Source organism: Ramlibacter cellulosilyticus, assembly GCF_014297465.1.
In the GTDB taxonomy this organism is placed as follows: domain Bacteria; phylum Pseudomonadota; class Gammaproteobacteria; order Burkholderiales; family Burkholderiaceae_C; genus Ramlibacter; species Ramlibacter cellulosilyticus.
The window spans coordinates 18,893-41,909 of sequence record NZ_JACORT010000002.1; the positions used below are offsets into that span (position 1 = coordinate 18,893).

The window sequence follows — 23,017 nt, forward strand, 5'->3', positions numbered from 1 at the left end:
TGATATAACCCCGTGTCGCTCGGAGACAGCAGAACCTTGAAGGGCCAGTCCGCAGGACTCCACCGGCCCCGCCCACACACGCACGGATGAAGCGCGGTTTCTACACCATCATGGCGGCGCAGTTCTTCTCGTCGCTCGCCGACAATGCGCTGTTCATCGCGGCAGTCGAACTGCTGAAGTCCTCCCATGCCGCGCCCTGGCAGGCCGCGGCGCTGGTGCCCATGTTCGCGCTGTTCTACGTGGTGCTGGCGCCGTTCGTGGGCGCCTTCGCCGATGCGAGGCCCAAGGGACAGGTCATGTTCTACAGCAACGCGATCAAGGTGGTCGGTTGCCTGATGATGCTGTTCGGCTCGCACCCCCTGCTCGCGTACGCGATCGTGGGCCTGGGCGCAGCGGCGTACTCGCCCGCGAAGTACGGCATCCTCACCGAACTGCTTCCGCCCTCGCAGCTGGTGAAGGCGAACGGCTGGATCGAAGGCCTGACCATCGCTTCCATCATCCTCGGCATCCTGCTGGGAGGGCAGCTGGTCGGCCACGCGCTCTCCACGCGCATGCTGGGGCTGGACTTCCCGGTCTTCGACACCGGCATCGACACGCCGCCCGAAGCGGCGATCAGCGTGCTGATCTTCATCTATGCGATCGCGGCCTGGTTCAACACGCGCATCCCGAAGACCGGCGTGGAGATGCGGCCGATCCCGAAGAACCCGCTGGAACTCGTGCCGGATTTCTGGAGCTGCAACGGCCGCCTCTGGCACGACCGCCTCGGGCAGATCTCGCTGGCGACGACGACGCTGTTCTGGGGCGTGAGCGGCAACCTGCGCTACATCATCCTGGCCTGGAGCGCCGCCGCCCTGGGCTACAGCACCACGCAGGCTTCGTCGCTCAGCGGGGTGGTCGCGCTCGGCACCGCGGTCGGCGCCATCGCCGCCTCCATGCGCGTGCGGCTGGACCGCGCCACCAGCGTGATGCCGCTCGGCATCGCCATGGGCCTGCTGGTGGTGTGCATGAACTTCATCAGCAACGTGTGGGTGGCCGCGCCTTTCCTCATCCTCATGGGCGCGCTCGGCGGCTACCTGGTCGTGCCGATGAACGCCCTGCTGCAGCACCGCGGGCACAACCTGATGGGCGCGGGCCGGTCCATCGCGGTGCAGAACTTCAACGAGCAGGCCTGCATCCTGGGGCTCGGCGCGTTCTACAGCCTGTCGGCGGGCCTGGGGCTGTCGGCCTTCGGCGCCATCACGGCGTTCGGCCTCCTGGTGGCGGGCGCCATGTGGCTCATCCAGCGCTGGCACCAGCGCAACTGCATCGAGCACAAGGACGAAGTGGAGCACCTGCTGGAGATCGCCAGGCACGACAACGTGCATGGTTGAAGGCAAGGGCGGGAGGTTGGCGCCGGTCCTGGCGCTGACACTGAATGCGTTCGTGTGGGGCTGCTCCTGGTGGCCGTTCCGCGCGCTGGCCGACCAGGGCATGCACGCCCTCTGGTCCACCGCCCTCATCTACCTGCTCGCCTTCGCCACCTTCGCGGTGCTGCGCCCCCGCGCCTTGCCGGAACTGCTGCGCACGCCGGGCTTGTGGCTGCTGGCCGCCGCGGCGGGCATGACGAACGTCGGCTTCAACTGGGCCGTGAGCATCGGCGACGTGGTGCGCGTCGTGCTGCTCTTCTACCTGATGCCGGCGTGGGCCGTGCTGCTCGCCTGGCCGCTGCTGGGGGAACGGCCGTCCGCCGCCGGCCTCGGCCGCCTGCTGCTCGCGCTCGCCGGGGTGGCGATCGTGCTCGATACCGGCAGCGCCGGCCTGCCCTGGCCGCGGGGGCTGCCGGAATGGCTGGCGCTCGCGGGCGGCTTCAGCTTCGCCCTCACCAACGTGCTGCTGCGCCGCCTGAATTTCGTGACCGCCGGCTCGCGCGTGCTGGCGATGTTCGGCGGCGGCATGGTGCTGGCAGGCAGCGTGGCGTTCGCCGGCGTGCAGCAAGGCAGCATCGCGCCGCTGCCCCTGCTGCAAGGCAGCGGCTGGGCGATCGCCCTGCTGCTCGCCGCCGGTTTCCTCCTGGCGAACCTGGCGCTCCAGTACGGCGCGTCGCGCCTGCCGTCGCACACGACGGCGCTGGTCATGCTGTCGGAAGTGGTGTTCGCCAGCCTTTCCTCGGTGGCCCTCGGCGCGGCGCAATTGACACCGCGCACGCTCGCCGGCGGGGCGCTGATCCTCGCGGCGGCCGCCTGGTCGGCCTGGCCTCGCGCCTCGGCGCGCGACGGCGCACAATAGGCCGCATGGCCGGCATCTACGACTTCGAAGCGCAGCAGATCGGCGGGCAGCTCGTGCCCCTGTCGCAGTTCCGCGGCAAGCCCCTGCTGATCGTCAACACCGCCAGCGCCTGCGGCTTCACGCCGCAGTTCGCGGGACTGGAGGCGCTGCACAAGCGCTATGCGGAACGCGGGCTGGTCGTGCTCGGCTTCCCCTGCAACCAGTTCGGTTCGCAGGACCCGGGCAGCAACGAGGAGATCGCCAGCTTCTGCCAGGTGAACTACGGCGTGAGCTTCCCGATGATGCAGAAGATCGACGTCAACGGCGCCGAGGCCCACCCGCTGTACCGGTGGCTCACCGCCGAAGCGCCCGGCCTGCTCGGGTCGAAGGCCATCAAGTGGAACTTCACCAAGTTCCTCGTGGGCAAGGACGGCCAGGTGCTGAAGCGCTACGCGCCGCAGGAAGCACCGGAGAAGCTGGCGAAGGACATCGAGGCGGCGCTGGCGGCTTAGGCGCGGGAGGCGGGGTGCTGGGGTGCGCTGCGCGCAACCCAGCCTACCAGGGGCGCGTCCCGTGACTTCGTAGGCTGGGTTGCGCGCAGCGCACCCCAGCAAGCCCCCCGCCTCCTTTCCATGAAGCCCGCGTGAAGTCCCCTTCACGCCGATTTCATCGTGCCCGCACCTTCCACCGGCAGCATGGTTCCCTCCAACCACGAGGAGAACCATGAAGAAGTTGCTGGGCCCATCCGCGTTGACGAAGGCCATCCTGCTGGTCGTGCTCACGCTGCTCGCCGCGCTGCCGCTCGCGCAGATCGCGGGGCTGATCGATGAACGCGGCGCAAGCCGCCAGGCGGCCGCCAACGAACTCGCCGCGCGCCACGCCGGGCCGCAGGTCGTCACGGGACCGTTCCTCGTCCTGCCCTACACGGAACGGTGGACCGAGGTGCAGCTGGACGAGAAAGGCGTGGTCAAGAGCCGCACCGAACAGAGCCGCCAGCGCGTGCACCTCGTGTTCCCCGAACGCACCGACCTGCGCGGCAAGCTGGGCGCGCAGGAGCGCTACCTGGGCATCTTCACCGTGCTGTTCTACGACCTGCAAGGCAGCATGAGCGGCCGCTTCCCCGCCTTCGACCCGACCGCGCTGCCGCAGCACGAGAAGGGTTCGACCCTCGAGCCGCAGCCGCCGGTGCTGGCCTTCGCCACCAGCGACCTGCGCGGCCTGCAGGGCGCGCCCGGGCTCACGCTGGCCGGCGCCGCCGGGCGGTGGCAGCCGCGGGTGCCGGGCATCCCGGCCTCCAGCTGGCTCTCGCACGGCATCCACGCCCCGCTGCCCGAAGCCGCTGCGAAGGCGATCGCGCAGCGCCAGCCGCTCGACTTCCGCCTCGACCTGCAGCTGGTGGGGCAGGAGCGGCTCGCGATCGTGCCGCTGGCGGACGAGAACACCGCGCACCTCGCCTCCGACTGGCCGCATCCGAGCTTCGGCGGCAAGTTCCTCGCCACGCGGCGCACCGTGGACGCGCAAGGCTTCCAGGCGGACTGGTCGGTGTCCTCCCTCGTGAGCGCGGCTCGCTCGCAGCTGCTGCAGTCGATGTTCGCGCAGAACGCCTCGCCCTCCGCGCTGGAAAGCTTCGACGTCAGCCTGATCGAGCCGCTGAACGTCTATGCGCTCACCAAGCGCGCGGTGAAGTACGGCCTGCTGTTCGTGGCGCTCGTGCTGATGGCCGCGTTCATGTTCGAGCTGTTCGCGCGGCTGCGGCTGCACCCGGTGCAGTACGCGCTGGTGGGCCTCTCCATCACCCTGTTCTTCCTGCTCCTGCTGGCCCTGTCGGAGAAGGTGGCCTTCGGCATCGCCTACGCCTGCGGCGCAGGTGCCAGCACGCTGCTGCTGGTGGTGTACTTCAGTGCCGTGCTGCAGGGATGGAAACGCGGCCTCGGTCTGGGCGTGTACGTGGGGGTGCTCTACGCCGCGCTCTACGGCCTGCTCTCCTCGGAAGACAACGCGCTGCTGCTCGGGTCGATGCTGCTGTTCGGCCTGCTCGGCGTGCTGATGATCGGCACCCGCAAGGTGGACTGGTACGCGCTCTCCGCGCGGGACGAGACGCGCGCCGCGCCGGCGTCAGCCTGAGGGCAGCAGCGGCAACGACAGGGTGGCCACCGCGCCACCCTGCTCGCCGTTGGCGAGCTCCACCCGCCCGTGGTGCAGCACCGCGACCTGCCGCACGAAGCTCAGGCCCAGGCCCGTGCTCTTGCGGCCGGTGTCCGGACGCGCGAGCGAATAGAACTTCTCGAACACCTTCTCGCGCGCGTAGTCCGGCACGCCGGGCCCTTCGTCGCGCACGACGACCACGGCGCGCCCGTCGGTGGCGGCCAGGCGCACGTGCACCACGGCGCCGGCAGGCGAGAAATCGACGGCGTTGTCGACGATGTTGGCGATCGCGCGGCGCAGCAGGAAGCGGTCGCCTTCCACGACGGCCGCGTCGCCCGGCTCCCGCTCGATGCCCACCTGGCGCGGTGCCGCGGCATCGCGCGCTGCGGCGAGCACTTCGTCCACCAGCGGCCCGAGCGCGACCGGCGCCACGTGCGCGAGCGAGCGGCGCGCCTCCAGGCGCGTGAGCTCCATCATGCGGTCCACCACTTCCTGGATGCGGCCGGTCTCCTGGGCGATGTTGCCGAGGAACTTGCGCCTGTCCTGTTCCGGCATCGCGGGGTCCTGCAGCAGTTCGGCGGCGCCGCGGATCGCGGACAGCGGGCTCTTGAGCTCGTGCGTGAGCGTCTGCACGTAGTCGGCGACGTAGTTGCGCCCGGCGAGCGCATCGCGCATGTCGTCGAACGCGTCGCGCACGATGCCCACCGCCACGCGCGCGAGCGAGGCGGGATGCAGCCGCCGCTGCGAGCGCACGTAGCGCGCGAAGTCCGTCAGCAGCCCGAGCGGCCGCACCACCCAGATCGACATGATCAGGCCGAGCAGCGCCACGCCCAGCGCGGACAGCACGCCCACGGTGAAGGTCTTGCGCCGCGCGGCTTCCACGAACCGGCCGAAGCTGTGCACCGGCTTGCCCACGGACACCGCGCCGACGATGGCACCGTTGGAGCGCACGGGCGCGGCCACGTACATCACCGAGGTCTCGGGCCGGTCCGGCGTGTCGGGGCTGGTGCGCGCGCCGTACTGGCCGCGCAGGGCCAGCAGGATCTCGTTCCAGCGCGAATGGTCGGCGCCCGTCGCCCGGCCCAGCGAGTCGAACAGCACGCGTCCCGCGCGGTCCGTGACCACCAGCCGCAGGTCCACCTGCGTCTTCACCTCGCTGAAGATGCGCGCCTCGAAGCGGCGTGCGTACAGCGACTCGAACAGCGGCCCGAGCCGCTCGGTGGCGATGCGGCCGTCGCGCACGTCCTGTTCCACCATCGTCGCCACGAGCTGCGCGGTTTCCACCAGCGACTCCTCGGCGGACTCGCGGTAGCGCGGGTCCAGGTCGGCGAGCACGCGATAGAGCAGGAAGCCCGTGCCGGCCACGTAGATCAGCAGCAGGACGAGGAAGATGCGGCTGCGCTTGCTCACGGACGCGCCGGCAGGTCCTCGCTCCACGCGTAGCCGGTGCCGCGCAGCGTGCGGATCGCCTCGACGTCCGGCGCGACGGCCTTGAGCTTCGCGCGCAAGGTCTTCACGTGCGCATCGACGGTGCGGTCGAAGCTGTCGCTGTCCGCGTCCCACACGCGCGAGAGCAGCTCCTCGCGCGAGAACACGCGCCCCGGCCGCGACGCGAGTTCGCGCAGCAGCCCGAACTCGTAGCGGGAAAGATCCAGCAGCACCCCGTAGTAGCGGACGCGATGCCGCTCCAGGTCGACCTCCACCGGCGCGGGGGCGATCTGCTGCGGCGCTGCCCCGCGTGCGCTGCGGCGCAGGATGGCACGGACGCGCGCCGCCAGCTCCCGCGGCGAGAAGGGCTTGGCCACGTAGTCGTCGGCCCCGAGCTCCAGGCCCACCACGCGGTCGATCTCGTCGCTGCGCGCGGTGAGGAACAGCATCGGCACGTCGGCGCCGCCGGGCAGCGACTGCAGTTCGCGGAACAGCTCGAAGCCGTTGCGGTCCGGCAAGCCCACGTCCAGGATCGCAAGCGCGGGCCGCTCGCGCTGGAACGCGGCGAGGGCCGCCGCGGCCGACGCGCACCACTCGGGCTGGAAGCCTTCGTGCGTGAGGGCATAGAGCAGCGTGTCCGCGATCGGCGACTCGTCCTCGACCACCAGGATGCGCGGCTTGCTCGGCATGCGGCTATGGTAGCGCCGCGTCCAGCACCTCGACCCAGTGGCGCACGGGCACGTCGGTGCCGCTTTGCAGGTGCTGGATGCAGCCGATGTTGGCCGAGAGGATGGCCTGCGGCTGCAGCGCGCCGAGGTGGCCCAGCTTGCGATCGCGCAGCGTGTGCGCGATGTCCGGGTGCAGCACGGAATACGTGCCGGCCGAGCCGCAGCACAGGTGCGACTCGTTCAGCGCCACGCGCACGGTGAAGCCCAGGGCGGCCATGCCTTGCTCCACGCCGCCGCGCAGCTTCTGCCCGTGCTGCAGGGTGCAAGGCGGGTGGTACGCGAACGTGCCGGGCTGCGGCTTCAGCTTGCCCTGCAGCGCGGGCACGAGGTCCGGCAGCAGTTCGCTCAGGTCGCGCGTGAGGGCGCCGATGTGCTTCGCCTTCTCCGCATACGCGGCGTCATGCTGCAGGTAGTGCCCGTACTCGCGCACCGTCACGCCGCAGCCGGAGGCGTTCATCACGATAGCCTCGACCTCGCCCTTCTCGACGGACGGCCACCACGCGTCGATGTTGCGGCGCATCTGCTCGCGGCCGGCGTCCTGTTCGTTCAGGTGGAACTTGAGCGCACCGCAGCAGCCCGCCTCCGGCGCCACCACGGCCTGGATGCCCGCGGCATCGAGCACGCGCGCGGTGGCCGTGTTGATGTTGGGCATCATCGCCGGCTGCACGCAGCCGGCCAGCAGCAGCACCTTGCGCGCATGCGTGCGCGTGGGCCAGGCACCGGCGTCCTGCCTGGGCGGCACCTTCTCGCGCAGGCGCTCCGGCAGCAGGCCGCGCATGGCCTGCCCCAGCTTCATCGCCGGCGCGAACAGCGGGGAGGTGAGCCCCGCACCCAGCGACCAGCGCAAGGCCCGCGACGGCGCGCCGCGCGCGACCTTGCGTTCGACGATGCCGCGGCCGATGTCGACGAGGCGCCCGTAGTCCACGCCGCTCGGGCAGGTGCTCTCGCAGTTGCGGCAGGTGAGGCAGCGATCGAGGTGCAGTTGCGTCTTGCGCGTGGGCTGCTCGCCTTCGAGCACCTGCTTCATCAGGTAGATGCGGCCGCGCGGGCCATCGAGCTCGTCGCCGAGCACCTGGTAGGTGGGGCAGGTCGCCGTGCAGAAGCCGCAGTGCACGCACTTGCGCAGGATGGCCTCGGCCTCGGTGCCTTCGGGCGTGCCCTGGAATTCCGGGGAGAGATGGGTCTGCATCAGGAGTGCGGGTACAGCCGACCGCGGTTGAAGACACCCGCGGGGTCGAACTGCTGCTTCAGTCGTTCGTGGATGGTGGCGAGCACGGGGGCCAGCGGCGTGAAGCGGCCGGCAGCATCCGTGCGGGGGGTGCGGAACAAGGTGGCGTGCCCGCCTGCGCGCAAGGCCGCTTCGCGGACGCGTTCGGCGTCGGCCGGCGCGGCGCGCACCCAGCGCTGCGCGCCATGCCATTCGACGAGCGGCGATGCGGGGAGTTCCAGCACCGGCGCCGTCTGCGGGACGGACAGGCGCCACAGGTCCTGCGCACCCTCGCCCTCGAACCAGGGCAGGCGCTGCTCGCGCAGGCCCTTCCACAGGGACGCCGCATCCTGCATGCGGTCTCCGCCCAGCGTGCGGCAGGCGGATTCCACGGCGGCCACCGCGCCGCGCAGGCGCAGGAGCAGCGTTCCCGCGCCCTCCTCTTCCACCCAGCAGCTCGCGTTCAGCGGCAGCGGCTGGCCGCCCCAGGCGTTCAGGCGCTGCAAGGCCTCCGCCTGCGAACAGCGGAAGCGCAAGGTCGCTTCCGCCGGCGGCACGGGCAACACCTTGAGGCTGATCTCGGTGAGCAGCCCCAGCGTGCCCAGCGCGCCGGCCATCAGGCGGGACACGTCGTAGCCGGCGACGTTCTTCATGACCTGCCCGCCGAAGACGAGGTGCTCGCCGCGGCCGTTGACCATGTTCAGGCCCAGGACGAAGTCGCGGACCGAGCCCGCACTGGCGCGTGCCGGACCGGCCAGCCCCGCCGCCACCATGCCGCCCACCGTGGCGCCGGCACCGAAGTGCGGCGGCTCGAACGGCAGGCACTGGCCGCTTTCGGCGAGCACCCGTTCGAGCTCCGCCAGCTGCGTGCCGGCCCGCACGGTCACGACCAGCTCGCTCGGCTCGTAGCTCACGATGCCGGCCAGGCCGCGCGTGTCCAGCAGCTCGCCTTCGAGCCGCTCGCCGTAGAAATCCTTGCTGCCCCCGCCGCGGATGCGCAAGGGCGTGCCCGCAGCCGCGGCGGCGCGGATGCGGTCCTGGAGTTCGGCGAGCGCGTCCATGGGCGGCGATGTTACGGCCAGCCGCGGTCCGTCCCGGCGCCGGCGGCCTTGAAATGATTTGCGCTCAGTCGATGAAGGAATTGGTGGGGAGGCCGGGCACGTCCACCTGCGTGGCGAGGACGCAGCCGGAATGCGGGAAGGCGGCCAGTTCGTCGGCGGGGCGGCCCTGGCGCGCGCTCGTGAGGTACAAGGTGCGGCCGTCGGGCCCGCCGAAGCAGGGCATGGTGGGGCAGCGCAGCGGCACCTCGTGCACGGCGAGCACCTCTCCGCCGGGCGAGAGCCGCAGGACGCGCCCGCCCTCGAACATGGCGACCCAGTAGCAGCCTTCCGCGTCCACCGCGGCGCCGTCGGGCCGCCCTTCGTAGCCCGCCTGCCCGGGCTGCCACCCGGCCGGCTTCTGCGCGAACTGGCGGAACACGCGGTGGCGACGCATCACGTTGGCGCCCGCGTCCCAGTCCCAGGCGTGGATCGCGTGCGCCGCGGTGTCGCTCCAGTACAGCGTGTGCTGGTCGGGCGACCAGGCGAGCCCGTTGGCGCTGGTGGCGTTGTGCGCCTTGAGCTGCACGATGGGCTTGCCGTGCTCGCCGTTGTCCGGCCGGCAGTCCACGCAATAGAGGTCGGCCTTGCGCGCATCCTTCGGCTCGTAGTACGTGCCGGCCCAGAACCGGCCGACAGGATCCGCCTTGCCGTCGTTGAAGCGCGTGGTGGCGCCATGCTGGAAGCGCACGATCGGTTCCAGCGTGGCGCCCCAGGCGCGCGCGCGGTAGACGCCGTCGCGCAAGGCGAGCACGAGTCCGCCATTCGCGGCCGGGGCGATGCACCCCGGCTCCTGCGGCAAGGACCACGCTTCCTCCCGGCCGCTGGACGGATCCCAGCGGCGCACGCGCCGCCCCGGGATGTCCACCCAGTAGAGCTGCTGTTCGCGCGGATGCCAGAACGGGGATTCGCCCGTGCCGTCGGGCTCGGGCACGGCGACCTCCCACTTCATGCGAGGCCCTCCAGCTCGATCGCCAGCTGCGCGACCAGCGATTCGCCCGGCTGCAGCAGGGCGGTGTCCGTCGCATGGGCGGCGTGGCTGGCGGGGATCAGGAGCAGGCGGTCCGGCTCGGCAACGATGCCGAGGTGGCCGAGCTCGGAGCGCAGCACGAGCGGCACCGGCCCGCCATCGAGACGGAGCGTCCCGCTCCAGTCCGCCAGGGCGCCTTCCGTCGGCAGGCGTGCCCCCGGCCACCGGGGCAGCGCGATCCGCCAGGCCAGGCCCGCCGGCGCCGGCTGCGCCGACTGGTTGGTGAAGCCCAGCGCGAGCTCGAGGCCGGAAGGCCGCAGCCGCACGGTGTGCGAACAGTCGAAGGCGAAAGGCCACGCCGCCGCGGGACGGTGTTCGAAGGCGAGCATGGCGGAGGTCTCGTCCGCATCCAGCACCGACCAGGGCCGCTGCCACGCCAGCCCGTGGATCGCCTGCGGCGCGTCGCCGGTGTGGCGCACGAGCGGCTGCTGCGTGCCATGCCACACCACCTCCGCATGGGCCATGCGGTTGGAGAAGGGAACGAGCGGCCGCGCCCCCTGCGCCTGCAGCAAGGGCGTGCCCTCCAGCCACAGCCCGGCCACGCCGCCGCCGGCCTCCGGCTCCAGTTCGCAACGCAGCCGTCCGGCCCGCAGTTCGATCATGGACTTTGTCTCCTGGTCCTGCGCAGCTATTGTGCCCGCCCTGCCCTGCACCAAGGTCCAAGTTGCCGCGCGGCAGGCCTACTGTCCAGAATTCCGTCGGCCTCGCATCCGGACTGGGACAAGAAGATGAACCTGGACCCCCTGCTCTCGCTGTTCACCGCGCTGCTGGTCCTGCTGGTGGGCACCTTCCTCAACCGCCGCATCGGGCTGCTGGCCCGCTACAACATCCCGGACCCCATCACGGGCGGCGTGCTGTTCGCCGCCGTCGCCTCGGCCATCGCAGCGGCCGGCGGCGGCCGCCTCGTGATCGACCAGACGCTCAAGCCGCTGCTGCTGCTGCTGTTCTTCGCCGGCGTCGGCATGGGGGCGGACCTGCGCGCGCTGGGGCGCGGAGGCAAGGCCCTCGCCATCTTCCTGGTCGTGCTGTTCCCCTTCATCCTGCTGCAGAACGCCGTGGGCATCGCCGGCGCCTGGGGCCTGGACCTGCACCCGATCTTCGGCCTGGTCGCCGGCTCGATCACCCTGGTGGGCGGGCACGGCACGGGTGCCGCCTATGCGGCGCGCTTCGCCGACGGGCACAACCTGCAGTCGGTGATGGACCTGTCCATGACCGTCGCGACGCTGGGACTCATCATCGGCGGGATCATCGCGGGCCCGGTGGCGCAATACCTGATCGGGCGCGACAGCCTGCGCTCGGAGGCGGCGCAGGAGGCCGCGGCCGAGGGCGACCGCGTCGAGGCCGGCCACATCACCACCGTCGGCGCGGTGGGCGCGCTGGCTGGCATGATCGCCGCCGTGCTCGCGGGGCAGTGGCTCTCCGCGCGTTTCTCCGGCGGGGCGATCACCATCCCCGCGTTCCTGTGGTGCATGGTGCTGGGCGTCGCGATCCGCAACCTCGGCCCCTTCGTGCGCCTGCGCTTCGACGATCGCGCCTCGGAGCTGATCGCGGGCGTGTGCCTGTCGCTGTTCCTCGTCACCACCATGATGGCGCTGGACCTGGTGGAGGTCGCACTCGCTGCCGGCCCGCTGCTCGTGATCCTGCTGCTGCAGATCGTGTGCATCGTCTTCTTCGCGATCACCGTCTGCTACCGCTTCCTGGGCCGCGACTACGAGGCCGCGGTGACGACGGCCGCCTTCATCGGCTTCTCGATGGGCTCGACCGCCACCGCCATGGCCAACATGCAGGCGATCACCACGCGCTACGGGCCGGCGCCCCAGAGCTACCTGATCGTGCCGCTGGCCGGCGCGTTCTTCATCGACCTGATGAACGCGTTCCTGCTCACGCTGATCCTCGCCCTGCCCTTCGTCGGAGGTTGAGATGCACCGCCTGCTGATGCTGCTCTCCGTGGTGCTGCTGGCAGCCTGCAGCGGCGGTCCGGACGCGGACGCGTTGCGGCGCGACGTGGAGGCGCGGCTCGCGCACGCCCTGCCCGGCGGCACGCTGATGCTGGAAGACCTGGCGCGGCGCGGCTCGCAGCGTGACGCCACCGCGCCGCCCGGCGAGAGCCGCCGCGTCGTCTACTACGACGCCCGGCTGCGCGTGGCGCGCGACACCGACTTCGGCGCCTGGGACGCCCCGGGCATGGCCGGCCTGGTGTCGGCACTCGGCGCGGGCCCCAAGGGGGTGAGCGGCATCCATGCCGGCGGCAACAAGGCCGGCGACACCGTGCAGGCGCACGGCACGGCGATCTACCGGCGCGAGGGCGACACGTGGGTCGCGGTCGGCGGGGGCGGCTTCCGGCCCGCGCAAGCCCCGGCCTACGCGACCAACGCCGCGGCCGGACCGGCGGCCATGCTGGAGGAAATGCGCAAGGTGATCGAAGCCATCCCCAAGGAGACCGCGCCGGCGCAGATGGCGATCGTCCAGGAGGAGCTGATGGCGGCGCAGGCGGCGATCCGCGCCCGGCTCGCGCGCGCGGGCTCCGGCTATGCGATCGCCGCCGGGCCCGAGCACGGGCAGTACCTGCGCTTCGCCCGCGCACTTGCGGCACAGGGTGGCGTGCGCATCCTGCCGCTGGTCACGCTCGGTGGCGAGGAGAACCTGGACCTGCTGCGCGAAGGCCGCGTGCAGCTCGCCATGGCGCAGGCGGATGCGGCGCTCGCGGCCTACGAGGGCAGCGGCGTCTTCCAGCAGCGCGGACCCGCGCCGGCGCTGCGCGCGATCGGCAGCCTGTACCCGGAGCCGGTGCACGTGCTGGCGCGCGCGGACGCGCGCTTCGCGACCGCGGCGGACCTGCGCGGGCGCAAGGTGGCGATCGGCCCGCCCGGTGCGGCGTCCCGCACCACCGCCTTGCGCGTGCTGGAAGCCCACGGCCTGGGCGCACGCGACTACCAGCCCGTCGACCTGGGCCTGGCCGACGCGCTGGTGGCGCTGCGGCGCGGCGAAGTCGACGCCGTGCTGCAGGTGATCGGCGTGCCGGCCGACAGCATCCGCGAAGCGGTGGCCGACGTGCGCCTGAAGCTGCTGCCGCTGTCGGACCGTGCGATCCAGCAGCTCGCGGCCGCGCGCCGCGGCCTCTTCCCGTACACGATCGCTGCAGGCAGCTACTCCGCCCAGCCGCGCGGCGTGCGCACCGTGGCGACCGCGGCCCTGCTGCTCGCGGGCGCGGACCTGTCGGAAGCGGAGGTCACGAACCTCGCGCGGGCGGTCTTCCAGGAAGGCCGCGACTACGCCGCGGCGGGCAGCGCGCAGGGGCTGCAGGTGTCCGCGGCCACGGCCCGGCAGCAGCTGACGGTGCCGCTCCACGCGGCGGCGGCTCGTGCCCTGGTGCCCGCGTCGGCGGCCGCGAGCGCGGCCAGCGCGCCGCGGTAAGGGTGCGGCCAGGCCGCACGCAAAAAAAAGGGCCCGCGTGAGCGGGCCCAACATCCAAAGGAGATCCTTGCTTTTCCGTGGCGCGCCCCGTGCCTGGCCGCGCGCCACCTGCCTCCTGGTTCAGCGGTTGTAGGCGGTCTCGCCGTGGCTGCTGATGTCCAGGCCCTCGCGCTCTTCCTCTTCGGAGACGCGCAGGCCGACGAGCAGGTCGACGAGCTTGTAGGCGATGAAAGCGACCACGCCGGACCACACGATGGTGGTCAGCACGCCCTGGAACTGGATCCAGACCTGCGCGCCGATGGAGTAGTCGGGGTTCACCTTGTTGGCCACGTAGTCGTAGACGCCGGTGCCGCCCAGGGACGGCGACGCGAACACGCCGGTCAGCAGCGCGCCCAGGATGCCCCCCACGCCGTGGACGCCGAACACGTCCAGCGCGTCGTCGGCGCCGAGCATGCGCTTGAGGCCGTTGACGCCCCACAGGCAGATGAAGCCGGCGGCGAGGCCGATCACGATGGCGCCCATCACGCCGACGAAGCCGCAGGCGGGGGTGATCGCCACCAGGCCGGCGACGGCGCCGGAAGCGGCACCCAGCATGGAAGCCTTGCCCTTGGAGAGCGCTTCGCCGGCGCACCAGGCGAGCGTGGCGGCGGCGGTCGCGAACAGGGTGTTGGCGAAGGCCAGGGCGGCGGTGCCGGTGGCTTCCAGGTTGGAGCCGGCATTGAAGCCGAACCAGCCCACCCACAGCAGCGCGGCGCCGACCATCGTGAGGGTCAGGCTGTGCGGCGTGAGGGATTCCTTGCCGTAGCCGATGCGCTTGCCCACCAGGTAGGCGCCCACCAGGCCGGCCACGCCCGCGTTGATGTGCACCACGGTGCCGCCCGCGAAGTCGAGGGCGCCCTTGGCCCACAGCCAGCCGGCGGCGGCCGTGACGGCGTCGAGACTCTTGGCGTCGATGATGGCATCCGGGCCGTCCCAGTACCAGACCATGTGCGCGATGGGCAGGTAGGCGAACGTGAACCACAGCGCGCAGAACAGCAGCACGGCGGAGAACTTGATGCGCTCGGCGAAGGAGCCCACGATCAGCGCGCACGTGATGGCGGCGAAGGTGGCCTGGAAGGCGACGAAGCTCAGCTCCGGGATCACCACGCCCTTGCTGAAGGTCGCGGCGACCGAGTCCGGCGTGATCCCCGACAGGAAGATCTTGCTGAAGCCGCCCATGAAGGCATTGCCGCCGGTGAAGGCCACGCTGTAGCCGTAGATGGCCCACAGCACGAAGATCATGCAGGCGACGACCATCACCTGCATCAGCACCGACAGCATGTTCTTGCTGCGGACCAGGCCGCCGTAGAACAGCGCCAGGCCGGGCACGATCATCAGCAGCACGAGCAGCGTCGCGACCGTCAGCCACGCCGTGTCGCCCTTGTTGGGCGTCGGCGCGGGAGCGGGCGTGGCGGCGGCAGCCGCCGCAGCAGGAGCAGCGGGCGCCGCTTCGGCAGTGGCGGCAGTGGCGGCAGTGGCGGCGGGGGCGGCCGGCGCCTGGGCGACGGCGGCGCCGGCGCCGATCAGGAGTCCCAGCCCGACGGCCAGGGAAGCGAGAAATTTCCTCATGTCAGTGCTCTCTTGGTTCGGATGAATGCTCAGAGCGCTTCCTTGCCGGTCTCTCCGGTGCGGATGCGGACGACTTGCTCCAGGTCGTAGACGAAGACCTTGCCGTCGCCGATCTTTCCCGTGCGGGCGGCGCCCTCGACGGCTTCGATGACGCGATCCACCAGGTCGTCGGAGACCGCCGCTTCGATCTTCACCTTGGGCAGGAAGTCGACGACGTACTCCGCGCCGCGGTACAGCTCGGTGTGGCCCTTCTGGCGGCCGAAGCCCTTCACCTCGGTGACGGTGATGCCCTGCACGCCGATGCCCGAGAGCGACTCGCGCACCTCGTCGAGCTTGAAGGGTTTGATGATGGCGGTGACGAGTTTCATGGTGGCTCCTTGGGACGGGAGGGGGATCAGAAGTTGTGCGTGTACTTCACGCCGACGACCGCGCCGCCCTTGCCCATGAACTTGCCGTTCACGGGGCTGGCGTAGAAGCTGGTGTCCGCGTCGGTGTCGACGTAGGCGAGCGAGGCGGAGAAGCCGTTGCCGAAGTCCTTGCCGAGGGCAAGGGACCAGTCGGTGTAGCTCGCGACGCCGAGGTTGCGCACGCGCTGGTGGCCCACGTGCGGCGTCAGCGTCAGGCCGTACCAGGGCAGCTCGAAGGTGGCGGACAGGTCCAGGTAGCCGCTGCCCTTGGTGTCCTGGTTGTCGGTGAAGTTGTAGTTGCCGAACAGGTTGGTGAGCGCATGCGAGTACTTCAGCGTCGCGGGACCGTAGGTGCCGGCGATGTACAGCTCGGTCGTGTTCGCGTTCTTGTACAGGCCGCCGCCGCCGGCATCCGACAGGCTGTTGCCGGGGTACCAGTACTGCAGCACGCCCACGTCGAAGCCGACCGGGCCCGCGGTGAACTTGTAGCCGCCATAGATGTCCCATTCCACCGGCCCGTCGACGTTGGTGCGCGGGGCGATGTCGCCGGTATCCTCGATCCACTTGATGGTGGACAGCCAGGTGCCCACGTAGAAGCCGCTCTTGTGCGCGAAGTCCGCGCCGCCCTGCAGCGCGGGCTTGAGGCGCGTCTGCGAGATGCCGCGGTAGCGGTAGTCGCTGACCACCCCGACGTTGGCGCTGAGGGTGTAGTCGGGCTGCGGGGCGTTCGTCTGCGCCATGAGCGCGCCGGAGGCGGCCAGGCCGGACAGCAGGATGGCGAGTTCGAGTTTCTTCACGAGATGCTCCGTGGTTTGTTGGAAGGACTTCAAGCCGGGTTAGCAGGACCCGTGCCATCCCTCATCTGCAGGGGACCCGCGTCGGCGGCGGCACGGCGCATCCGTTGAGGACGGGTTGCGGCGGCTTGCCCGCACCAAGCGGGTGCAGCCGGGGCCCGGCGCCCCCAACGCGCAACACCGATGCACTGGAACCGGGAGGACCCCCGCCGTGAGCCTTTGTTTGGTGCAAAGCCGTGCCCTGGTCGGCCTGGAGGCGGCCGCGGTCACGGTCGAGGTCCACATCGCGAACGGGCTGCCCAACTTCTTCCTGGTCGGCCTGGCCGACACGGAAGTGAAGGAGGCGCGCGAGCGGGTGCGCTCCGCCCTCGTCAACTCCGGGCTGGAGTTCCCGCACAACAAGAGGATCACGGTGAACCTGGCGCCAGCGGACCTGCCGAAGGACGGCGGCCGGTTCGACCTGCCGATCGCGCTGGGCGTGCTGGCGGCCAGCGAGCAGATCGACGCGGCCGCGCTCGCCGGCTACGAGTTCGCGGGCGAGCTCTCTTTATCAGGCGCCTTGCGGCCGGTGCGCGGTGCGCTGGCGACCAGCATGGCGCTGCAGGCGGCGGGCGCGCGCTCGCGGTTGGTGCTGCCGCCTGGGAGCGCGGAAGAGGCGGCTCTGGTCCCCGGCGCACACGTGGTGCGTGCGGCGCACCTGCTGGACGTGGTCGCGAAGTTCCAGCGTCGTGCGGCCGGCGAGCCGGCCCCGGAAGGCGGCGAGGGCTGGAAGGAGATGGCCGTCAGCGCTCCTTGCGCCTCGTTCACGTACCCGGACCTGGCGGACGTGAAAGGCCAGGCCGGCGCGCGCCGGGCGCTGGAGATCGCGGCGGCGGGGGGCCACAGCCTGCTGCTGGTCGGCCCGCCGGGCGCGGGCAAGTCCATGCTGGCGCAGCGCTTCGCCGGCCTGCTGCCGCCTCTCGGCGTGAAGGAGGCGCTGGAAAGCGCGGCCCTCGCCAGCCTGGCGGGCCGCTTCGCGCTGGAACACTGGGGGCAGCGGCCCACGTGCTCGCCGCACCATTCGGCGAGCGCCGTGGCGCTGGTCGGCGGCGGTTCGCCGCCGCGGCCGGGGGAGATCTCGCTCGCCCACCACGGTGTGCTGTTCCTCGACGAACTGCCGGAGTTTCCGCGCGCGGCACTGGAGGCTTTGCGCGAGCCGCTCGAGACCGGCCGCATCACGATTGCGCGTGCGGCTCGGCGCAGCGAGTTCCCGGGGCGCTTCCAACTGGTCGCCGCGATGAATCCCTGCCCGTGCGGCTGGCTGGGGTCCGCGCGGGCGTGCCGCTGTTCGCCGGAACAGGTGGCGCGCTACCAGGGGCGCATCAGCGGGCCGCTGCTCGATCGCATCGACCTGCACGTGGAAGTGCCGGCGATGGACGCGGCCGAACTGCTGGAGGCGCCGGCGGGCGAGCCGACCGCCGCCGTGCAGGCGCGCTGCATGGCCGCGCGCGAGCGCGCCTGCGCACGGCAAGGCAAGGAGAACCAGGCGCTGCAGGGCGTGGAGCTCGATGCGCAGGCGCGGCTCACGCCGGCCGCGTCGGAGTTCCTGCGGCTGGCCGCGGCACGCCTGCAATGGAGTGCGCGTTCCACGCACCGCGTGCTGAAAGTGGCGCGCACGATCGCGGACCTCGCCGCGTCGGCGCCGGTGGAGGTCGTGCATGTCGCGGAGGCGGTGCAGTACCGGCGCGGCATCGCGTCGCTCGCCACTTGATCCAGCGCAGGCCCGCCCGGCACTGCGGAGGCGAAAGTCGGCCCATGGCCCGAGTCGCGACTGCCGCCGTTCGCTTCCTGCTCGCGGCGCTGCTCTGCGCTGCAGTGGCGGCGGCGCGGGCGGGCGACGAGACACCGCCCGAACCGCCGCCAGACCTCACGCTGCGCAACACCGCCATCATCGGTGCGACCAGCGCGCTGATGGCCACCTATGGCTACAGGAAGTGGTGGAACGACGGCTTCGGCGAGGGCTTCACCCGCGTCGACGAAGGCTGGTTCGGCCAGGACACCGCGTACGGCGGCACCGACAAGCTCGGGCACATGTTCGCCAACCACGCCGGCGTCCGGCTGCTGCGGCCCTTGTTCGAGGGCGCGGGCAACAGCCGCGAGTCCTCGATCCGGCTCGCGGGCTGGACGACGCTCGGCATCTTCACGGCGATCGAGGTGCTGGACGGCTATTCGCGCAAGTGGGATTTCAGCGCGCAGGACGCGCTGATGAACGTCGCCGGCGTGGCGCTGGGCGTCGTGCTCGAAAGCCGCCCGGACCTGGACGACAAGTTCGACTTCCGCCTCGCGTACAAGCGGTCACCGGACGCCGGGTTCAGCCCCGCCAGCGACTATTCCGGCCAGCGCTACCTGTTCATGGTCAAGGCCGACGGCTTCGAGGCGACCCGCCACGTGCCCGTGCTGCGCTACCTCGAATTCGGCGTCGGCTACCAGGCGCGCGGCTTCGAGACGGGCGGCGAGCGCCGGCGCGACCTGTACTTCGCGGTCAGCGTCAACCTCGCCCGGGTGCTGGCGGACGCCGCGTATGGCGGGCGCATGCACTCCACCCGCACGCAGCGCGGCGCGGAGCTGCTGTTCGAACTGGTCCAGTTCCCGACGGCGGTGTACTCGCGCCATCCGGTCGACTGAAGGCGTGCTAGCGGTAGATGCCGCAGGCCACCACGACCTCGCCAAGCCGCTGCACGAAGGTCGACTTCACCAGCACCTCGTTCGTCACGGGATGCGCCCACTTGTAGTCCACCCAGCCTTCGCCGCGCGAACGGGCGACGTTGGTCATCTCCTGCACGAAGCGCTTGCCGTCCACGTCCTTGGACTGCGGACCCGCGCCCAGGGTGCGCGGGTTGTTGCCGTGCGCCTGGAAGACGCTGTCGTCCACGCCCAGCACCATGAGGTACAGGTCGCGGTCGACGAAGCGGCCTTCGCCCAGCTTGTTCACGTCGCGGACCAGCGCGTCCACGCCCTGCGCGCGCGCGAAGGCGCAGGCCTGCCGCACCATCGCCACCGCTTCGTCCGCGTTGCCGTGCTCCCGCGCGCCGAGGTCGAAGCCTTCCACGCCTTTCATCAGCGAGATGGCGCGGCGGTGCAGGGCCGCCGCGGTGCGTGCCGCGTCACTCACGAGGGCGGCGTTGGCCTGCGTGGTGCGGTCGATGCGCGCGACGGCGGTGTTGATGGATTCGATGCCGTCGCTCTGCTCGCGGCTCGCGGCGTCGATCTGCGCGATGAGCTGCGCGACCTGCCGCACCGCTTCGACGATCTCGCCCATTGCCCGTCCCGCTTCGTCGACGCGACCGCCGCCCGCCTCCACCTTCTCCACCGAGGTGCCGATCAGGTCGCGGATCTCCCGCGCCGCGGCGCCGCAGCGCTGCGACAGGCTGCGCACTTCCGCGGCAACCACGGCGAAGCCGCGACCCTGCTCGCCCGCGCGCGCGGCTTCCACCGCCGCATTCAGCGCCAGGATGTTGGTCTGGAAGGCGATGCCGTCGATCACGCCGATGATGTCGCGGATGCTGTGGGACCCGGCGCGGATGGCGGCCATGGTGTCGACCACCTCGTTCATCACCACGCCGCCCTGCTCCGCGCGCTCGGAAGCCGAGCGCACCAGCGCATTCGCCTGCTGCGCGGTATCGGCGTTCTGCCGCACGGCCGCCGTCAGCTGCTCCATGGTCGCCGCCGTCTGCTGCAGCGACTCCGCCTGCGTCGCCGTGCGCTGCGACAGTGCCTCGTTGTCGCGCGTGATCTGGGAGGAGTTCGTCGCCACGTGCACGGTGCCCATGCGGACCTGGCTGACGACGGCGAAGAGGCGCTCGCGCACCTGCTCCAGGGCCTGCAGCAGCGGGCGGATCTCGCCGCCGGCGCTCGCGTCCACCGGCCGCGAGAGGTCGCCCGCGCCCAGGCGCGTCGCGGCGGCGGTGGCGTGCTGCATCGGCCGCACCAGGCGCCGCTGCACCCACAGGCCGACGGCAACCGCGGCGGCGAAAGCCGCAGCACCGCACGCGAGCGCCATCGCGCGCGCGGTTCCGGCCGTGGCCACCGCGGCGAGCACGGTCAGCGCCACGACGGGCAACTGCAGCGCGGCGAGCAGCAAGACCAGGCGCAGCGTGCTCGCCGCGCCGTCCCGGACGCCCCGCGCCGCCGGCGCCAGCGATGCGTCACGCGCGGTGGTGGGGATGGGGGCCGCCGGCGCAAGGCGAACCTGCGCGATCGGCAAACTGCTGGCGGTCATGGCGTGCTCCTCCTCGACGTCGTTTCCCTGCAGCACGGCGCGGTTCTGCACGGCGGAATCTGCTAGGCTGTGTTTGCAAGAAATTGTGTCTCGAGTACGGGCTGGCGCCTAGCGGCTTGTGCACATTTCGCCGCACACCTCCTCGCGCAGCGAGGAATCCAGGGGACAGACCAGGTGCTCCGTCGTACCACCCGGCACGCGTGACCAAGAAGGAAGACCGCTTTTTCACCAGCGCCCTCGCGCGCGAGCTGGGCGCGCCCGCGTCCCTACACTCCCGCCGATGACCGCCACCGCCGGCCACGACCGCCGCCTCGTCCTCTGGCTCTCCCTCGCGCAGCTGATCACCTGGGGCAGCGTCTTCTACACCTTCGCCCTGCTGCTCGCGCCCGTGGAGCGCGAGCTGGGGCTGACGCGCGCGCAGTCGTCGCTGGCGTTCAGCCTGGCGCTGCTGGCCGAAGGCGTCTTCGCCTATCCCGTCGGCCGCTGGATCGACCGCGGGCACGAGCGCGCGGTGATGACGGGCGGCTCGCTGCTCGTCGCGGCCGGCCTCGCGGCGCACGCGTTCATCCAGTCCGCCGCCGCGTTCTACGCGGTGTGGTTCGTGCTGGGCGCGGCGCTGGCGGGTACGCTCTACACGCCCGTCTTCGCGGTCGTCACCCGCCGCTACCCGAACGACTTCCGCCGCGCGATCATCACGATGACCTTCCTCGGCGGGCTGGCGAGCAGCGTGTTCATCCCCGTGTCGGCGTGGCTGATCGCGCACCTGGGGTGGCGCAACGCGCTGCTGGTGCTCGCGGCGATCCACCTCCTCGTGTGCGTGCCGCTGCACGCGGTGTGGCTGCGGGGCGCACCCGCGCCGGCGCCGGCGGTGGCCCGCCCCGGCGCACATTCGCCGCGCACGCTGCTGCGCAGCGCCCCCTTCCTGCTGATTTCCGTGTTCGTCGTGGGCATGATGGCGATCACCGCCGCGATCCCGCCGCACCTGATCAGCCTGCTGCGCGAAAGCGGACTGCCCGAGGCGTGGGTGATCGCGATCCCGGCTTCCATCGGCGTGATGCAGGTGCTGGGGCGGCTGGTGCTCTACTTCTTCGAGCACCGCTTCGACCTGCACCTGGCCAACCGGCTGATCCCGTTCCTGATCCCGCTCGCCCTCGCCGCGCTCGTCGCGGGTGCGGCGTCACCGGCGGCCGGCCTGCTGTTCGTGCTGCTCTATGGGATCGGCAACGGGATGCTGACCATCGTGAAAGGGACGGCCGTCGCCCAGTACGTGAACCGCGAGCACGTGGCTTCGCTCAATGGTGCGCTGGGGCTGCCGCAGGCGATCTCGCGCGCGGTGGCGCCGCTGCTGCTCGGCGTGATGTGGTCGCGGGAGGTGGGGTACCGGTGGGGATTGGTGGTGCTGCTGGGGGTGGGGATCGTGGCGGCGCTGGCGCTGGTGTTCGCGCAGAGGCGGTCGCTGTTGCCGAGGTAGGCCGCCATCGGTGGGGTTCGCTGCGCTCACCTTCCGGCGCTGGCGCGCCGCCACCCTACAACACGGCACCGCGGGGTGTTGGGGCATGTAGGGTGGCGCGCCAGCGGCAGGTGAGCGCAGCGAACCCCACCGCCCGCGAAGCGGCTAGGTATGCGCGTGCTGCACCCGCCGCCGCTCGCCCTTGCGCCTCTCCACCTTCGGCACCTCCGGCACGCCCTTCTTCTCGGCGACGTTCTCCTCGAGGGCACGGGCGCACGCGGCGCCGAACAGCAGCACCGCCGACGAGAAGTAGATCCACATCAGCAGCACGATCAGCGACCCCGCCGCGCCGTAAGTCGACACGACGGCCGCCGTGGAGAGGTACAGCGTGAGCAGCTGGCGCCCCATCGTGAAGAGGATCGCCGCGACGCAGCCCCCGAACACCAGGAAGCGCAGGCGCGGCTTCGGCCCGCCGGACAGGCGCATCAGGCCGGTGAACAGAGCGGCGCCCACCACGAAGCCGATCACCTCGTTCAGCACGCGGGCCAGCACCTCCACCATCGGCAGCCGGTCGCCGGCCCAGCCCGTGAAGAGGGTGAGCACGGTGGACACCACCAGCGAAACGAGCAGCATGAAGCCGAAGACGAGGATGTAGCCCACGCCGCGCAGCCGCAGCGACGCCGTGTGCTTCCACGACTGCTTCGGGGGCAGGCCGCGGCCCTGGCTCCAGACCAGCTCGAAGGCGTTCTGCAGTTCGCCGAACACACCCGTGGCACCGAACAGCAGCACGACGAAGCCGGCGATGCTGGCGGTGATGCCTTCCGAAGGCTCCTGCGCGCTGGCCAGGGCCTGCTTGATGATGGACGCGCCCTGGTCGCCGATCACGGCACCCAGCTGCTTGAGCAGCCCGCTCTCGAGCACGGCGCGGTCCATCCACCAGCCCAGGATGCCGACGATGGCGAGCAGCAGCGGCGCGAGGCTCAGGATGCCGTAGAAGGACATGGCCGCGCTCATGCGCATGCCGCCCGCGCCGCTCCAGAGATGCAGTGCGCGCAGCAGCGGCTTCAGCGGCTGCACGGCCCGTTTCAGGCCGGCGGGAACGTGGTCGATGAGCGCCATGCCGGCGAGCATGGCGGGGCCGTGGCCCGGCGCGTATCGGCCGGGCCAGAAGCGCGGGGTAGGACGGCGGCTATGCAGGCAGGGCGCG

Annotated in this window: 20 protein-coding genes; 9 read left to right on the top strand and 11 right to left on the bottom strand. The window is 71.4% G+C overall.

Features of this window, described 5'->3' with window-relative positions:
• Positions 1-86: 86 nt before the first annotated feature.
• From lplT to creD, 4 genes are all read left to right on the top strand, one after another.
• Complete coding sequence (gene lplT, locus H8N03_RS06030) at positions 87-1,370, top strand: lysophospholipid transporter LplT (protein WP_187075258.1); 1,284 nt, start codon at positions 87-89, stop codon at positions 1,368-1,370.
• Complete coding sequence (locus tag H8N03_RS06035; RefSeq protein ID WP_187075259.1) at positions 1,363-2,265, top strand: EamA family transporter; 903 nt, start codon at positions 1,363-1,365, stop codon at positions 2,263-2,265. The genes lplT and H8N03_RS06035 overlap by 8 nt, the downstream gene beginning before the upstream one ends.
• Positions 2,266-2,270: 5 nt before the next feature.
• Positions 2,271-2,756 carry a glutathione peroxidase gene (locus tag H8N03_RS06040; RefSeq protein ID WP_187075260.1) on the top strand — a complete coding sequence of 162 codons (486 nt, stop codon included), beginning with the start codon at positions 2,271-2,273 and terminating at the stop codon, positions 2,754-2,756.
• Between the two features lie 211 nt (positions 2,757-2,967).
• Positions 2,968-4,368, top strand: coding sequence for a cell envelope integrity protein CreD (gene creD, locus H8N03_RS06045; RefSeq protein WP_187075261.1), 1,401 nt, complete (start codon positions 2,968-2,970; stop codon positions 4,366-4,368).
• On the opposite strand, the gene creC is transcribed toward creD, so the two are convergent.
• The 6 genes from creC to H8N03_RS06075 form a co-directional block, all read right to left on the bottom strand.
• Positions 4,360-5,799, bottom strand: coding sequence for a two-component system sensor histidine kinase CreC (gene creC, locus H8N03_RS06050; protein ID WP_187075262.1), 1,440 nt, complete (start codon positions 5,797-5,799; stop codon positions 4,360-4,362). The genes creD and creC overlap by 9 nt on opposite strands.
• Positions 5,796-6,506: a two-component system response regulator CreB gene (gene creB, locus H8N03_RS06055; protein ID WP_187075263.1), complete on the bottom strand. Its 711-nt coding sequence runs from the start codon at positions 6,504-6,506 to the stop codon at positions 5,796-5,798. Before creB ends, creC begins: the two co-directional genes overlap by 4 nt.
• A 4-nt stretch (positions 6,507-6,510) precedes the next feature.
• Entirely contained in the window at positions 6,511-7,734 is a 1,224-nt protein-coding gene (glcF, locus tag H8N03_RS06060) for a glycolate oxidase subunit GlcF (protein ID WP_187075264.1), read from the bottom strand.
• On the bottom strand, positions 7,734-8,813 hold the full coding sequence (gene glcE, locus H8N03_RS06065) for a glycolate oxidase subunit GlcE (protein WP_187075265.1): 1,080 nt from the start codon (positions 8,811-8,813) through the stop codon (positions 7,734-7,736). Before glcE ends, glcF begins: the two co-directional genes overlap by 1 nt.
• 64 nt (positions 8,814-8,877) lie before the next feature.
• Positions 8,878-9,801, bottom strand: coding sequence for an SMP-30/gluconolactonase/LRE family protein (locus tag H8N03_RS06070; RefSeq protein WP_187075266.1), 924 nt, complete (start codon positions 9,799-9,801; stop codon positions 8,878-8,880).
• Positions 9,798-10,481 carry an aldose epimerase family protein gene (locus H8N03_RS06075; protein WP_187075267.1) on the bottom strand — a complete coding sequence of 228 codons (684 nt, stop codon included), beginning with the start codon at positions 10,479-10,481 and terminating at the stop codon, positions 9,798-9,800. Before H8N03_RS06075 ends, H8N03_RS06070 begins: the two co-directional genes overlap by 4 nt.
• A gap of 126 nt (positions 10,482-10,607) precedes the next feature.
• Here H8N03_RS06075 and gltS point away from each other — a divergent pair, with 126 nt between their 5' ends.
• Both gltS and H8N03_RS06085 read left to right on the top strand, forming a co-directional pair.
• On the top strand, positions 10,608-11,798 hold the full coding sequence (gene gltS / locus H8N03_RS06080) for a sodium/glutamate symporter (RefSeq protein ID WP_187075268.1): 1,191 nt from the start codon (positions 10,608-10,610) through the stop codon (positions 11,796-11,798).
• Between the two features lies 1 nt (position 11,799).
• Positions 11,800-13,293 carry a TAXI family TRAP transporter solute-binding subunit gene (locus H8N03_RS06085; RefSeq protein ID WP_187075269.1) on the top strand — a complete coding sequence of 498 codons (1,494 nt, stop codon included), beginning with the start codon at positions 11,800-11,802 and terminating at the stop codon, positions 13,291-13,293.
• Positions 13,294-13,413: 120 nt separating this feature from the next.
• Here the strand turns inward: H8N03_RS06085 and H8N03_RS06090 are convergent, their stop codons facing one another.
• From H8N03_RS06090 to H8N03_RS06100, 3 genes are read right to left on the bottom strand one after another with little or no spacing between them, the layout of a single operon-like run.
• On the bottom strand, positions 13,414-14,901 hold the full coding sequence (locus tag H8N03_RS06090) for an ammonium transporter (RefSeq protein ID WP_187075270.1): 1,488 nt from the start codon (positions 14,899-14,901) through the stop codon (positions 13,414-13,416).
• Positions 14,902-14,930: 29 nt separating this feature from the next.
• Positions 14,931-15,269 carry a P-II family nitrogen regulator gene (gene glnK, locus H8N03_RS06095; RefSeq protein ID WP_187075271.1) on the bottom strand — a complete coding sequence of 113 codons (339 nt, stop codon included), beginning with the start codon at positions 15,267-15,269 and terminating at the stop codon, positions 14,931-14,933.
• A gap of 26 nt (positions 15,270-15,295) precedes the next feature.
• Complete coding sequence (locus H8N03_RS06100; protein WP_187075272.1) at positions 15,296-16,105, bottom strand: TorF family putative porin; 810 nt, start codon at positions 16,103-16,105, stop codon at positions 15,296-15,298.
• A gap of 208 nt (positions 16,106-16,313) precedes the next feature.
• On the opposite strand from H8N03_RS06100, the gene H8N03_RS06105 reads away from it, so the two are divergent.
• Positions 16,314-17,852, top strand: a complete 1,539-nt coding sequence (locus H8N03_RS06105) for a YifB family Mg chelatase-like AAA ATPase (protein WP_187075273.1) — start codon at positions 16,314-16,316, stop codon at positions 17,850-17,852.
• Between the two features lie 44 nt (positions 17,853-17,896).
• A complete protein-coding gene (locus tag H8N03_RS06110) occupies positions 17,897-18,766 on the top strand; it encodes a DUF2279 domain-containing protein (protein WP_187075274.1) in 870 nt (289 codons plus the stop codon).
• A 7-nt stretch (positions 18,767-18,773) separates the two neighbouring features.
• Here H8N03_RS06110 and H8N03_RS06115 read toward each other — a convergent pair whose 3' ends face one another.
• The gene (locus H8N03_RS06115) at positions 18,774-20,360 is read right to left on the bottom strand and encodes a methyl-accepting chemotaxis protein (RefSeq protein ID WP_187075275.1); all 1,587 of its coding nucleotides are present in this window, start codon (positions 20,358-20,360) and stop codon (positions 18,774-18,776) included.
• A gap of 280 nt (positions 20,361-20,640) precedes the next feature.
• Here H8N03_RS06115 and H8N03_RS06120 point away from each other — a divergent pair, with 280 nt between their 5' ends.
• On the top strand, positions 20,641-21,831 hold the full coding sequence (locus H8N03_RS06120) for an MFS transporter (RefSeq protein WP_187075276.1): 1,191 nt from the start codon (positions 20,641-20,643) through the stop codon (positions 21,829-21,831).
• A gap of 144 nt (positions 21,832-21,975) precedes the next feature.
• On the opposite strand, the gene H8N03_RS06125 is transcribed toward H8N03_RS06120, so the two are convergent.
• Positions 21,976-22,929, bottom strand: coding sequence for a YihY/virulence factor BrkB family protein (locus tag H8N03_RS06125; protein ID WP_187075277.1), 954 nt, complete (start codon positions 22,927-22,929; stop codon positions 21,976-21,978).
• Positions 22,930-23,017: the final 88 nt, after the last annotated feature.